11 protein-coding genes are annotated in these 14,653 nt (G+C 42.8%); 1 reads left to right on the forward strand and 10 read right to left on the reverse strand.

The genetic code is table 11. The features are described from left to right. Positions 1-104: 104 nt before the first annotated feature. The 3 genes from NO346_RS01885 to NO346_RS01895 form a co-directional block, all read right to left on the reverse strand. A complete protein-coding gene (locus NO346_RS01885; protein WP_256414029.1) occupies positions 105-2,072 on the reverse strand; it encodes a 2-oxo acid dehydrogenase subunit E2 in 1,968 nt (655 codons plus the stop codon). A 2-nt stretch (positions 2,073-2,074) separates the two neighbouring features. Then, positions 2,075-4,798: a pyruvate dehydrogenase (acetyl-transferring), homodimeric type gene (gene aceE, locus NO346_RS01890; RefSeq protein WP_256414030.1), complete on the reverse strand. Its 2,724-nt coding sequence runs from the start codon at positions 4,796-4,798 to the stop codon at positions 2,075-2,077. Positions 4,799-5,004: 206 nt separating this feature from the next. Further along, on the reverse strand, positions 5,005-5,709 hold the full coding sequence (locus NO346_RS01895; RefSeq protein WP_087537051.1) for a M23 family metallopeptidase: 705 nt from the start codon (positions 5,707-5,709) through the stop codon (positions 5,005-5,007). A gap of 107 nt (positions 5,710-5,816) precedes the next feature. Here NO346_RS01895 and NO346_RS01900 point away from each other — a divergent pair, with 107 nt between their 5' ends. Beyond that, positions 5,817-6,257: a DUF721 domain-containing protein gene (locus NO346_RS01900; RefSeq protein WP_256414031.1), complete on the forward strand. Its 441-nt coding sequence runs from the start codon at positions 5,817-5,819 to the stop codon at positions 6,255-6,257. A gap of 98 nt (positions 6,258-6,355) precedes the next feature. Here NO346_RS01900 and lpxC read toward each other — a convergent pair whose 3' ends face one another. From lpxC to murG, 7 genes are all read right to left on the reverse strand, one after another. Continuing rightward, complete coding sequence (lpxC, locus tag NO346_RS01905) at positions 6,356-7,258, reverse strand: UDP-3-O-acyl-N-acetylglucosamine deacetylase (protein ID WP_005156853.1); 903 nt, start codon at positions 7,256-7,258, stop codon at positions 6,356-6,358. A 111-nt stretch (positions 7,259-7,369) separates the two neighbouring features. Continuing rightward, the gene (ftsZ, locus tag NO346_RS01910; RefSeq protein WP_005156855.1) at positions 7,370-8,551 is read right to left on the reverse strand and encodes a cell division protein FtsZ; all 1,182 of its coding nucleotides are present in this window, start codon (positions 8,549-8,551) and stop codon (positions 7,370-7,372) included. Between the two features lie 166 nt (positions 8,552-8,717). Further along, the gene (gene ftsA, locus NO346_RS01915; protein ID WP_087543588.1) at positions 8,718-9,980 is read right to left on the reverse strand and encodes a cell division protein FtsA; all 1,263 of its coding nucleotides are present in this window, start codon (positions 9,978-9,980) and stop codon (positions 8,718-8,720) included. 65 nt (positions 9,981-10,045) lie between these two features. After that, positions 10,046-10,903: a cell division protein FtsQ/DivIB gene (locus tag NO346_RS01920; RefSeq protein ID WP_256414032.1), complete on the reverse strand. Its 858-nt coding sequence runs from the start codon at positions 10,901-10,903 to the stop codon at positions 10,046-10,048. Positions 10,904-10,909: 6 nt separating this feature from the next. Then, positions 10,910-11,836, reverse strand: coding sequence for a D-alanine--D-alanine ligase (locus NO346_RS01925; protein ID WP_256414033.1), 927 nt, complete (start codon positions 11,834-11,836; stop codon positions 10,910-10,912). Positions 11,837-11,882: 46 nt separating this feature from the next. Beyond that, a complete protein-coding gene (gene murC, locus NO346_RS01930; RefSeq protein WP_256414034.1) occupies positions 11,883-13,328 on the reverse strand; it encodes a UDP-N-acetylmuramate--L-alanine ligase in 1,446 nt (481 codons plus the stop codon). Between the two features lie 13 nt (positions 13,329-13,341). Next, positions 13,342-14,439 (reverse strand): undecaprenyldiphospho-muramoylpentapeptide beta-N-acetylglucosaminyltransferase, encoded by a 1,098-nt coding sequence (gene murG, locus NO346_RS01935; protein WP_256414035.1) that lies wholly within the window; start codon positions 14,437-14,439, stop codon positions 13,342-13,344. Between the last annotated feature and the right edge of the window lie 214 nt (positions 14,440-14,653).

Here is a 14,653-nt window from a genome sequence, read left to right on the forward strand (position 1 = left end):
CAACTATATTAATTTTAGACAAAAGCTTGCACAAATAAAGTCGATTTTTTAATGCTATAAAATAGAAAACCTCGCATATGCGAGGTTTCCATCGTTGAAAAGTACTAGAGCAATAGGCTACGAATATCTTTTAAAAGCTTGGTCAACTTATTGGTAAAACGTGCTGCGTCAGCACCATTAATCACACGGTGGTCATAAGACAATGACAACGGCAACATTAAGCGCGGATCAAAGTCTTTACCATTCCATACAGGTTGCATGGTTGCAGGAGATATACCTAAAATCGCGACTTGCGGCCAATTGACCAACGGCGTAAATGCAGTACCACCAATACTGCCTAAGCTAGTGATGGTAAAGTTAGCACCTTGTAGATCTTTCGGTGACAATTTACGATCACGGGCTTTTTGGCTGAGTTCAGCCAATTCTGCTGCAATTTGCTTAATTGATTTTTGATCAGGATTGCGTAATACAGGCACTGTTAAACCATCTGGGGTTGCAACCGCAATACCCATATGAATTTCGTTACGCAATAATACTGACTTCTGATCATCAGCCAAATGCCCCGCAAAATACGGCTCTTCTTTTAACAAGTGTGCAACCGCTTTGGCAATAAAGGCCAAGATGGTTAAGCTCAAGCCTTGTTTTTTAAAGCCATCTTTCAGTTCGCCACGCCATGCTTCAAGCTCGGTAATATCCGCCAAGTCAAACTGCGTCACTTGCGGAATAAAGTTATTCAATGACAGCTGTGGCACAGACACTTGCTGTAAACGCGTCATCGCTTTCACTTCACCGCCACCAAATGAACTAAAGTCTGGCAACTTCGGCAAGCCTGAAGCCACTGGAGCGGCTTGCGTTGCAGCAGTCGGTTGTGGTGTGGTCAGACGTGTTTTCACATAAGCAAAGACATCGTCCTTCATCACACGACCGTGCTCACCTGATGCTTTCACCTGTCCAAGAACCACACCTAACTCACGTGCCAGTTTACGCACGGCTGGACCCGCATAGACTTTCGCATTGTCAGCTTCTTGCGCTTTGGTCAGTTTCTCAGCTTGTGCAGGCGCACTTGGGGCTGCTGTCGCTGCCGCCTGTGGTTTTGCTGGTACTGCTTGAGTCGCAGGCATAGCGGCTGATTGAGCTTTTGGCGCTGCTGTTGGTGTAGTGGTCGAGCCACTCACTTCAATCGTTGCTAATGCCATGCCTTGACGAACTTCTTGATTCGCAGACACATGGACTGCTTTCACAATCCCTGCAACCGAGCTTGGTACTTCAACCGATGCCTTATCTGATTCAACCACGCATAGGCTTTGTTGAGCTTCAACACGATCACCAACATTGACCAAAATTTCTGAAACAAGAGCTTTTTCTACACCTAGATCAGGTATTTCAATTTCAACATGACTCGTTGAGGTATTCGTTGCAACTGGTGCCTCAGTCGTTGCGACTGGCGCTTCTGTTTGAGTTGGAGTTGCTTGTGGTTCTGGTGCAGCAGCCAAACTTGCAGTCTTGACCTGAATCAAGACCACGCCTTCCTTAATGCTATCACCTTCTTTAATCTGGATCGCTTCCACAATCCCCGCAACCGAGCTTGGGACTTCTACAGTCGCTTTGTCCGATTCAACCACCACAATACTTTGTTCAGGTTCAATCTGATCACCCACTTTGATCAATACTTCTGCAACTAGCGCTTTTTCCACACCGATATCGGGAACTTTTACATCCACAATCTGGCTTGCTATCGCTGCTGGAGCAGCAACTGGTTGTGCTTTTGTTTCAGCTTCGACAGGCTTTACTTCTGCTTTTGGCGCTTCTGACTTCGGTGCATCGTTTGCAGGTGCTTCAGCGGCAGACTCAGACTCTAACTCAATCAATGCGATGCCTTCAGTCACTTCATCGCCCTGTTGAACCAGAATACTTTTAATGATCCCTGCCGCAGTGCTTGGTACTTCTACCGTTGCTTTATCTGACTCTAAAACCAGAAGGCTATCGTCAACTGCAACATGATCGCCGACTTTGACCAAAATTTCTGCAACAAGTGCTTTATCTACGCCAATATCAGGTGCTTGGATTTGCATAATTATTTCCCCTCACCTGTTTGTGTTTCATTGTATTCAGCAACTGCCTGGACTTCTGGATGCGCTTGTGGCGCCCATGCCACTGGACGATCCGTATCTAATTCAAAATTAGAAATTGCATCTTTCACTAAACGTGCATCTACCTCACCTTCGTCCGCTAGTTTTTTCAAAGTCGCAACCACGATATGTGCAGCATCAACACCAAAGAAACTACGTAAGTTAGCACGAGTATCTGAACGACCATAACCATCTGTACCTAATGCAACAAATGGACGACCATCTGGTAAATATGCACGGATTTGTTCACTGTACGCACGCATATGGTCTGTCGCAGAAACAACAATACCTTCCGTACCACGTAACTGTTTAGATACCCAAGATTCTTTCACTTCTTCAGCAAGCGCAAGCGGGTGTAAGCGGTTATATTCTTCACATGCCATTCCATCACGTGACAACTCATTGAAGCTGGTTACACTCCAAACGTTTGAATGGATTTGGTATTCATCACGTAAGATTTTCGCAGCTTTGATCACCTCACGAAGAATGACACCTGAACCCAGTAATTGAACTGTTGCTTTTTCATCTTTTTCGAACAAGTACATACCACGTTTAATGCCTTCCTCAGCGCCTTCTGGCATTGCAGGATGCTCGTAGTTTTCGTTCATTACGGTTAAGTAATAGAAAACTCGCTCTTGGTTCACATACATGCGTTGTAAACCATCGTGTACGATCACAGCCAATTCATAACCAAAACATGGATCATAAGATACACAGTTTGGAATGGTGTTCGCCAAGATATGTGAATGACCATCTTGGTGCTGTAAACCTTCACCATTCAATGTGGTACGGCCAGCAGTCGCACCAAGTAAGAAACCTTGTGCCTGTGCATCACCCGCAGCCCATGCAATATCCCCAATACGTTGGAAACCAAACATTGAGTAGTACATGTACATTGGAATCATCGGCAAGTTATTGGTTGAATAACTGGTTGCCAATGCAGCCCACGCACTCATCGCACCTGCTTCGTTGATGCCTTCCTGTAGCATGTGCCCGTCTTTGGCCTCACGGTAGTTCATGAGCTGCTCATTGTCTTCAGGTGTGTATTTCTGCCCATGTGCCGCATAGATGCCCAACTGACGGAACATCCCCTCCAGACCAAAGGTTCGCGCCTCATCAGGTACAATTGGCACCACATGATCCTTGATGGCCTTTTCCTTCAATAATGCCGAGATCAGGCGCACCATCAGCATGGTGGTAGATTGCTGCTTCTCACCACTGCCTTTCAATACCGCATCAAAAATGGAAAGCTCTGGAATTGGCAGGGAGGTGCTGTTCTTACGGCGTGCAGGCAAATATCCTCCCAAAGCCTCACGGCGTGCCTTCATATACTTCAGCTCAGGCGAGTTTTCTGCTGGGCGATAGAAAGGTAACTCTTCAAGCTGTTCATCATTAATCGGCAAATTGAAACGGTCACGTACATATTTTAAAGATTCGATTTGCATCTTTTTGATTTGATGCGTTTTGTTTACTGCTTCAATTTCATCAGACAAGCCATAACCTTTAACAGTTTTCGCTAAGATTACAGTTGGTTGACCTTTGGCTGTACATGCTTCTGCATAGGCTGCAAAAACTTTGTACGGGTCATGACCACCACGATTTAGATTATCAATATCTTCATCGCTTAGGTCTTTAATCAACTCAGCCGCTTCTGGGTATTTACCAAAGAATTTTTCGCGTGCATATGCACCGCCCTTCACTTGTAAGCGTTGGTATTCGCCATCCAGTGTTTCTTCCATAACCGCTTTTAAAGCACCAGTGCTGTCTTTAGCCAGTAGTGGGTCCCAATGACGGCCCCACACCACTTTAATGACGCGCCAGCCCGCACCACGGAATAAAGATTCTAATTCTTGAATAATTTTACCGTTACCACGTACTGGACCATCGAGACGCTGTAAGTTACAGTTCACCACCCAAATGAGATTGTCTAATTTTTCACGACCCGCAAGTGAAATTGCACCTGTGCTTTCTGGCTCATCCATCTCACCATCGCCCAGATATGCCCAGACTTTACGATTTTCTTCTTTGATCAAACCACGATTCATCAAGTACTTTTGAATGTGTGCTTGGTAAATCGACATAATTGGACCCAAACCCATGGATACAGTTGGGAATTGCCAATAGTCCGGCATTAAATACGGATGTGGATAACTCGGAAGACCATTACCACCCACTTCACGGCGGAAATTATTCAATTGATCTTCAGTTAAACGCCCTTCCAAAAATGAACGTGCGTAAATACCAGGGGCACAATGACCCTGATAATAAATCATGTCACCGCCGAAATTGTCCGAGGCAGCACGAAAGAAATGGTTAAAGCCCACATCGTACAAAGTAGCGGAAGATGCGAAGCTGGCAAGATGCCCACCAAGGTCATCGCCTGTTTTATTGGCACGTAATACCATCGCCAAGGCATTCCAACGAATTAAAGCACGAATACGACGCTCCATATCTTGGTCGCCTGGCATCGCTGGTTGTTCTTCAACAGAAATCGTATTGAGATAAGGTGTATTTAAGCGTTGGATCGGAACATGTTTTGCAATAGCCTGTTGATAAAGTTTTTCTAATAAGAATGCGGCGCGTTCCGTGCCCATATGTTGTAATACTGAATCAAATGCTTCTTGCCATTCCTGGGTTTCCTGCGCGTCAGAGTCGCCATAAAACGCCATACAATTCACCTTTTCCCTTAAGTTATTTTGTCGTTACTATTTCTATCATGTTTTACTTTGATAAGGGTATTGCACCAGATGAATATAAAACTCCTTATTATTTTCTTACTAAATAGTCATTGACTCAAATGAAACAAAAAACATAAAAAAACGCCAATTAAGGCGCTTTCTTTTTAAATTTAATATACAACTGTTAACAAATGAGCTTAAGGCAACATGGCAAGATAAGTTGTTGGATTTTTACGTTGACCATCTTTGACAACTTCAAAATGCAAATGTGGTCCTGTACAACGTCCAGTACAGCCTACATTGGCAATATGTTCGCCTGCACTAACGCGATCACCCGCATTCACCATTAAGCGTGAAGCGTGAGCATAACGAGTGATATAACCGTTGCCATGATCGATTTCAACATATTGACCATAACCTGACCCCCAACCTGATTTGGTTACAACACCAGAACCTGTTGAATAAATAGCTGTACCTGATGGTGCCGCTAAATCAACACCCGAATGATGACGTGTCGTTCCTAATAAGGTACGGTTACCCCATGTTGAACTTACCCGCCCTTCTTGAAGTGGGTGATTAACTAACCACGAATAACGTGTATTTGCTGAAAAAGATGGTGCATTATCTTCGGCAGTCGATGAAATCGCTGAACGACCATATTTTCTTTCGATCGTAGCATTATTCAATTCAATGGTTTTTTCGCGCAATTTAACTGATACATTCGATACGGCAGGCAAATCAATATCATCAGGATGGCTATAAGAACCTTGTGCTAAGGTTTTAGATAATTGCTCTAGGCGGTCACCATCTGTTGCTTGACCAATATTTTGATAATCTGCAAAAGCAACCGAAGCGGCTGAAGCAGCGAGTGAGAATGCAAGTAAAATACGACGCATATGCATAAAAAAACCTCTTGAAACAGTCCTTAAATAGTTCCTTTATCATCTCTTCCTTGATAACAGTTAAAATGAACGCTTAAGATGAGCCGATAACCTCGAAGGAAGTTAACATGTCTGAACCTAGCAACGTTTTTCAACAGAAAGGACAACACATAAAAACTGGAAACTTAACGTTTCTGACTACGCAAGTGACTCGATGGAAACAACTTACGAAAATTATTCAACCTATACTGCCCCAACCAGAGCAATGGCAGGTTGTTTGTTATCAACATGGCGTTCTGATCATAACTGGTGAAAATCAAGCGATGATTAGTCAACTCAGCTATTTACAAAGCAACTATGTTGCGCAGTTAGCTCAATTAGAAGGACTCAAAGACTTACGAAAAATCCAAGTTCGCCTAAGAAACAAAATGAATGTTGCTCGTGAACCTTCTCCCCCATCTAAAACACTTTCTTCAGAAACCCAAGAGCAGTTACGCAGCGCCGCTGAATATGTGAGCGACCCTAAGCTTAGCCAAGCTTTACTACGTTTGGCAAGCAATAAAAAGTAAACTACTTATCTTAGGCATTGAAATATACACTTATTTTATGTGAACTAAATCTCAACTTTTATCGTTATAATATAACATAACCAATAAAAGACAATGACTTATATCACACTCACATAAGAAATTGGACAATCATTATCGTTATTAAATGTTACAATTTCATAACTGCTCGGATCATTTTGAACATTGCGTAACAGCTGATTATTGAGTGCATGCCCTGATTTATAGCCATCAAACTTAGCAATTACCTGATGACCCAATAAATATAAATCACCAACAGCATCTAAAATCTTATGACGCACGAACTCATCAGCAAAGCGTAATCCCTCTTCATTGACCACACCTGTATCATCAACACCAATCGCGTTCTCTAAACTCGCCCCTAAAGCCAGATTATTCGCCTTTAAATAATCAAGATCTTTCATAAAGCCAAAAGTTCGCGCTTCACTGACTTCGTATACAAAAGTTTCCGTTGAAAAATCAATCGACACGGATTGGTATTCTTTAGCAAATGCGGGATGATCAAAATCAATCGTAAAATTGAGTTGAAAACCTGAATGCGGGGTGAAAATAGCACGCTTATCTTCAATAAGTGCTTCAACAGGTTTTAGAATTCTAATAAATTTCTTTGGTGCATCTTGCTCTGCTAACTCACCTTGCATGAGTAAATAGATAAATGGACCTGCACTGCCATCCATAATAGGTACTTCAGAAGCAGAGACCTCGATGATTAAATTATCAATGCCTAATCCCGCTATAGCACTCATCACATGCTCAATCGTACCGACTTTTATATCTTCTCGCACAAGATTGGAACACATAAATGCTTCTTGAATGAGTAAAGCATTCGCAGGAATTTCTACAGGAGGATTGAGGTCAATACGGCGAAAGATAATACCTCCATCAATATGGTGAGGAACAAAATTAATCAGCACCTTTTGACCACTATGCAGACCAATACCGCTCGCTTTCACCACACGCTTGAGAGTACGTTGTTTCACCATACCATGACAACTTCATTTGCAAAAACCGATATAACTTAGCATATTTTGCCATTTTAAAAAAATAAAAAAGGGAGCAATTACTTACCCCCTTTCTCTAAACATATGATTTTATTATTTACGCTGCTGATTTTTCAGATAGTCTTGAATACTCATTGGCGATGAACGTGGTGTAGAACTTGGCGCTGCTGTAGCAGGTGCATCTACATTTGCACGTTTACTGATCGCCGGAACATCATCTTCATCTACAGGTTGTTGGGTTTTAGCGATTGTTGTTGGCGTATGAGTTACTGTACGTTTTTTGGGTTCGGTATCATTGGCATTACGTGTCAAACCTGTTGCAATTACAGTCACACGCAGCTCATCACGCGAATCTGGGTCAAATACCGTACCATAGAAAATTTCACCTTCATCCAAATCAACAATCTGGTTGACCACTTCTGAAATAATGTCAATTTCGCGTCCAGTAATATCTTCGCCACCTGTGATATTCACCAATGCACCTTTTGCATTAGTGAGATTCACATTATCAAGCAACGGGCTACGGATAGCCTGTTCAGCCGCCTGACGAGCACGATCTTCACCACGTCCTGTACCCGATCCCATCATTGCGTAACCACGAGTACTCATAGCTGTTTTCAGATCAGCGAAGTCGAGATTCATATGACCATGGTTCACTACAAGATCAAAAATACTCCGTACCGCATTAAGTAATACATCATCTGCCTTTTTATAAGCATCTTTCATTGAAATATCACCATAAACGCTAAGTAAGCGTTGGTTTGGAATAATAATCAATGAATCAACATGCTCTTCTAAAGCTTCAATACCTTTTTCTGCTAACTTTTGGCGGCGGCGACCTTCAAAATTAAACGGAGTCGTTACCACACCCACGGTCAAGATGCCCATTTCTTTGGCGACCTCTGCAACCACTGGAGCGGCGCCTGTACCAGTACCACCACCCATACCCGCGGTGACAAAGACCATATCTGTGCCTTCAAGGTGCTGGCGAATCACTTCACGACTCTCTTCACCAGAAATTTGCCCCATCTCTGGTTTACCACCACAACCTAAACCACGCGTACTTTGTTCACCAATCTGAATTTTAAAAGGCGCATTCATGCTATCGAGTGCCTGTTTATCAGTATTGGCACAAATAAATTTTACTCCTTGGATATCTGATTGCACCATATGTTGGACGGCATTACCACCACCACCACCGACACCAAATACTGTGAAACGGGCTTGACCGTTGCCATCGTCTAGTTCATCTTCTACCAATTCAAATGAGGTCATGACCTTTAGATTTCCTAATATATAAAATGGCAGTCACTTCAGCCCGTTACTGCCCTGATTTTTAAAACAACCGATGTTAAGATGCTGTTCAATAATAGCTAGCTTGTCAAGTACAACGGCTCACTATTACAACTTCCTAACAAATTTTCCCCAAAATACGTACAACTTAAAATATAGCTTTTAATTTGCTATTTAATGCATTCCAACCATTGGTCACTCGATCCATAAAACTTCGATCATTCGATTCTTCTGGTTCTTCTACTGCATCCTGCAAATCACTTTGGCTAAACATCAATAATCCTGACGCTGTCGCATACATCGAACGACGTAATGCAGCAAGATGTTGGTCTTCAGCATAGACCTGTAAAGGTGGATTACCTAAATGTGCAGATACTCCAAGCATACGACGTGCCAAATTCACCATACCTTCAATTTGACAAGCATCACCTGTGAGTACTACACCATGATATAAACCATATATTGCTCCGCTATGCTCTAACTCTTCACGAATTAATGTAAAGATTTCTTCATAACGCGCAATAATAATTTCTGCAAGCTCAATACGACTAATGGTCTGCTGTCCATCAATCGCTTGCACTTGAATCATATGGTCAGGTTTCACTACACTGAGATCAACACAACCATGTAAAATTTTAATACGTTCAGCTTCTTCAGTGGTCGTTTGTAAAACCGCTGCAATATCGCGGGTCACATTTTCACCACCGCGTTGCAAGGTACGTACTAATGCTAAACGACCATCTAAATATACTGCGATATTGGTAATCCCTGCACCAATATCAACTAAGCATACGCCATATTCTTTTTCATCTTTGAGCAAACTAGCTTCAGCCGTAGCTAAACTAGATACCACCATTTTCTCTACCCCGATATTCGCACCTTTCATGGCACGATCAAGGTTTTGCATGGTATTAATCGGCATCATCATCAATTGATAATGCCCGGTCATGCTATGAGCCGACATATTGACTGGGTTCTGCACCCATTCAGCCGAATCGCCTAACTCGAAGCCTAATGGAACAGCACTCGCAAAATAATAATCTGGCGATACATGGCTCGCTTTGGCTAACTCTAATGCTCTAACCACTTCATTTGTCGTAATAATATGATCATGATTAGCTACTGGTGTACGGCCTGATGCGTAAAAACTTTGCAATTCAGTACTTGGAATTGACACCCATGCGCTATGGATACGACACTCCGCCATATCTTCAGCTTCAGAGACTGCATTTTTAATCGCAGCAATCACCTTATCCAAGCTCACAATTTTGCCTTTAACCATGCCTCGGTTGCGAGCAGTTGCCATGCCAATCACTTGGATCTTATCCGGTGCATGGACCTTACCAATCAAAACTGAGACTTTATGCGTCCCAATATCAATCGCAACAACTGAGGAAACAGCTTCACTCATTACTTCATTACCATATCTTTTGTTGTTTAGTACGGGCAAACTGCCTGTTATTTTCAAGCCACGTATTATGGCTTTGCCTCAATTGCCCCTGCAAGGCTTGTGTCATCAATCGTTACAACTAACTGACCGTTGACAATCTTTGGCGGGATTGCGTTTTTCCATTGAATAGCGAGACCATTCCGATAACGCAAATCAATTGCTGAGATTTTCGACCATACAGGTTTGAGATCCGTTTGTGCCAAATGGCTTAAGCGTTGAAGCTTATTCATGGTTTGATCTTGATCAACAATAATCCGTAGACCTGAATCAAACTGCATAAACCACGTCATTCGCTCTGTTAAATACAATTCTTTTAATCTTAAATTCGCTGGATGAAACAGTTGATTAATTTCATTATAGCGACGCATCATCATTTTGGATTGGCTGACTGGCCCATGTAAAAGTGGCAAGTTTGGATGTACTTTTAATACAGCTTCACTAAAGACATCACCATTGTCACTGAGCAAACGCCCTGTTCCCCAACGCGCAATTGCGTGACGCGGCATAACTCTTACACGAATCCCATTCGGCCAAGCTCGTGATACCACGACACGGTCAACCCAAGACACTTTTAACACCTGATCTCGAATTTGCTCTAAATCGGAAGTGAAATAGTTATCTTTGATTATTGGACTTAGATATTGTACTAACTGCTGATTTTCAATATCCGAGTTAGTCCCAACCACCTGTAATTGTGCGACTTTTGCATCAGTCATCACTTTATATAAGCCATATAGACCAATTGCCAATACAATAAAAGCAATGATCAACAACGCCCAGCCACCCGCGTTCACCATTTTTTGTTTAGGCGAAGGCGGTTTCTCATGAATAGAGCTGATGGCAGGTCGTGTTTTACGACGCATTGATGCAGGAAGTTGAGCCATGAATAATTAAGCCGACTTTGCTAAAGTTTGCTCTAAAATTTCTAGGCAAAGCTCATCAAAACTATAACCGACCGCTTGTGCAGCTTTAGGTACAAGCGAGTGGCTGGTCATTCCCGGTACGGTATTGACTTCTAACAACCAGAAATTGCCTTGCTCATCCTGCATTGCATCAATACGACCCCAACCTTCTGCACCGACTGCTTGGAAAGCACGTAGACACAATGCTTGTAAGCTTTTCTCTTCGTCTTCGCTTAAACCACAAGGAATGCCATATTCCACGTCATTGCGTTGATACTTTGCCTCATAGTCATAGAAAGCCACGTCTGCGGGTGGTTGTAAACGAATCACAGGCAACGGCTGACCATTCAAGAATGAAATGGTGAATTCACGACCCGTAATCCACTTTTCAGCCATGACCACAGCATCATGCTGTGTCGCTTTTTCAATTGCAGCCGCAAAATCTTCTGCTTTCTCAACCTTGCTCATCCCGACACTCGAACCTTCGTGCACAGGCTTGATAATCACAGGCAAACCTAAATCTGCAATGACTGCATCTAGATCTGAATCTTTCGTAATGATGCGGTATGGTGCGGTTGGTAAATCACTGCCCTGCCAAATTTGTTTGGTTTTGACTTTGTCCATCCCAATCGCAGAACCCTGCACACCCGTACCTGTGTATGGAAGGTTTAACCACTCAAGCACACCTTGAATTTGTCCGTCTTCACCACCACGACCATGCAATACGATAAAAGCACGATCATAACCGACCAACTCAGTCACGCTTCGCTCTTGTGGATCAAATGCTTCTGCTTGCACACCTGAGCGCAACAAAGCCTCTAAAACGGCTTGACCACTATCCAATGACACAGCACGTTCAGCTGACTTCCCACCAAACAACACAGCAACTTTGCCGAATTTTGCAGCATTTGACACGTTTATATCCTTAAAACTGTAAAACTTTTATATTCACGAAAATAAATTATTTGGCATACAAACGATGCTGAGCCAATTCTACCGAAATTGCGCCCACGTTACCCGCGCCTTGTGTTAATAACAAGTCATTCGCTTGTAACACTTTTTGTAAAACATTCGGCAAATTGCCATCAACTGGATCAACTAGAATCGGTTCAACTTGACCACGTAGACGAATACTCCGTGCCAAAGCTCGACTATCCGCCCCCACAATCGGTTTTTCACCCGCTGGATAGACTTCCAGTAATAACAGTTGATCCACTTGTGATAACACATCGACAAAATCATCAAAACAATCACGAGTACGACTAAAACGGTGTGGTTGAAACAACATCACCAAACGGCGATCTGGATGACTGGCACGCGCTGCTTTAATCGTTGCTTCAACTTCTTTTGGATGATGACCATAATCATCAACGAGTTTAACAGTGCCTTCACCAACCTCAAATTCACCTTGAACTTGGAAACGACGACCAACACCGCTAAAGCCTTCTAAAGCACGACAAATCGCACCATCAGAAACACCTTCATCTGTCGCAACACCAATCGCCGCAAGCGCATTTAGGACATTGTGTAAACCTGGTTGGTTAATCGTGACACGTAATGGATCACGATCTTTACGCAATACAGTGAAATGTGAGCGCATACCATCTTGTTCAACGTCAACGGCACGTACATCATTATCTTCATTAAAACCATAGGTTAAGACTGGACGCCCAACACGCGGTAAAATTTCGCGAATATTGGCATCATCACCACATACCACAGCCAAGCCATAGAACGGCAAGTTATGTAGGAATTGAATAAAGGTATCTTTTAACTTATCAAAGCTACCTTCATAGGTGTCCATATGATCTGCATCAATATTGGTCACGATCGCAGCCATCGGTTGCAAATACAGGAAAGATGCATCTGACTCATCAGCTTCTGCTACGATAAAACGGCTTTCACCCAGTGCGGCATTGACACCTGTGCTATTCAGCAAACCACCAATCACGTAAGTTGGATCTAGATTTTCTTCTGCCAGCATCGTCGTTAATAAACTAGTCGTTGTGGTTTTACCATGTGTACCTGCAACTGCAATACCGTGACGATAACGCATCAACTCACCCAGCATTTCAGCGCGGCGTACAATCGGTGTGCGTTGTTCAATCGCGGCTTTAATTTCTGGATTTTCAGGATCAATCGCAGTTGATACTACTAGCACATTGGCATTTTTAATATTTTCAGCCGAATGCCCAATATAAACTTTAATACCATTGCTTTCGAGTTGCGCTGTGGTCTTTGAGGCTTTGATGTCTGAACCAGAAATTTTATAACCTTGATTGGCTAATACCTCGGCGATACCACACATCCCCGCACCACCAATCCCAACAAAGTGGATATGTTTAATACGGCGCATTTCTGGCACTTTGATGAGCTTTTTGGCTTGGTTTGGATTTGTTGGAGACATAAATAAACTCGAATTACAATTTTTTAATCAGATCAACCACATGCTGAGTTGCATTCGGTTGTGCTTGTTGACGTGCTTTAATTGCCATTTCAGACAGTAGTTGGCGATTTAATAATGTGGCTAACAACTCATCTAAAACAGTGGGTGTCATGTCTGCTTGTTGACAAATTTTCGCAGCGCCGACATTTGCTAAAAATTTCGCATTTGCAGTCTGGTGATCATCCACTGCGATAGGCAGCGGAACAAACACTGCAGCAAGACCCGCAGTTGCGACTTCTGTAACCGTTAATGCACCAGCACGGCAAATAATTAAATCAGCGTCACTGTAGGCTTTTGCCATATCATGAATAAAAGGCTCAACCTGAATATTTAAATTTGCAGATGCCCCCTGATAACGTTCACGCGTAATCTCTTGCTGATTTTGGCCGCACTGATGAAACACATTCAATGGAACATTGACCTTTTTCAGAGCTTCAGGCAAACGCTCATTCAGTGCTTGTGCACCCAGTGAACCACCAACAATCAAAATATTTAGTGGTAATTGTGCTTGCTCACGGGTTTGATAACGCCATGATGGGTTCAAAATCGCAGTAATCTCAGCACGTACAGGGTTACCTGTGGTCACGACTTTATCACTGTTTGCAAATGTATTTGGAAAAGCCTGACACACGGTTTTGGCAATACGCGCCAATTGGGTGTTGGTAAATCCTGCAATCGCATTCTGTTCATGGATTAACACAGGAATACCGAGTAAACGTGCTGCTAAACCACCTGGTCCAGCGACATAACCACCGAAACCCGCCACAGCATCAATGTTTAATTGCTTCATATAGCGCATCGCGCTTAATGTTGCTTTTAGAATTTTAAATGGCGCACTCAGTTTACGTAAGATACCATTACCGCGTACGCCTTGAATATCAATTTGATAAATCGGAATATTTTGATCTTTGAGTAACCGATTTTCCATTCCCGTAGGCGTTGCTAGCCAAGAGACTTGGCAGCCATCCTGTTGCAGTTGTTTGGCAACAGCAAGTGCAGGGAAAACATGTCCACCTGTGCCAGCGGCCATCATCATGACATGTTTAGGTTTATTCTGTAGCGAATTGGTCACGGTCTAATTCTTCAACTCAAAAGAAGGTTATCGTCTATTGTTTTCGGAAGTTATTCTAATCCTAAAGCTTCATTCACGAAAAGCGAATTTCACCTGTTTACAACAGAAAGCTGAGCTTTTTTTAATTCTTTGTTGAAAACAAGGTTCTACCAATATCCAAACGCCCATTTGCACATAAATTTAATCCAAATACAAACGGGCAGTTTGGTCAAAA

It is taken from the genome of Acinetobacter sp. 5862, assembly GCF_024494585.1.
GTDB lineage: Bacteria > Pseudomonadota > Gammaproteobacteria > Pseudomonadales > Moraxellaceae > Acinetobacter.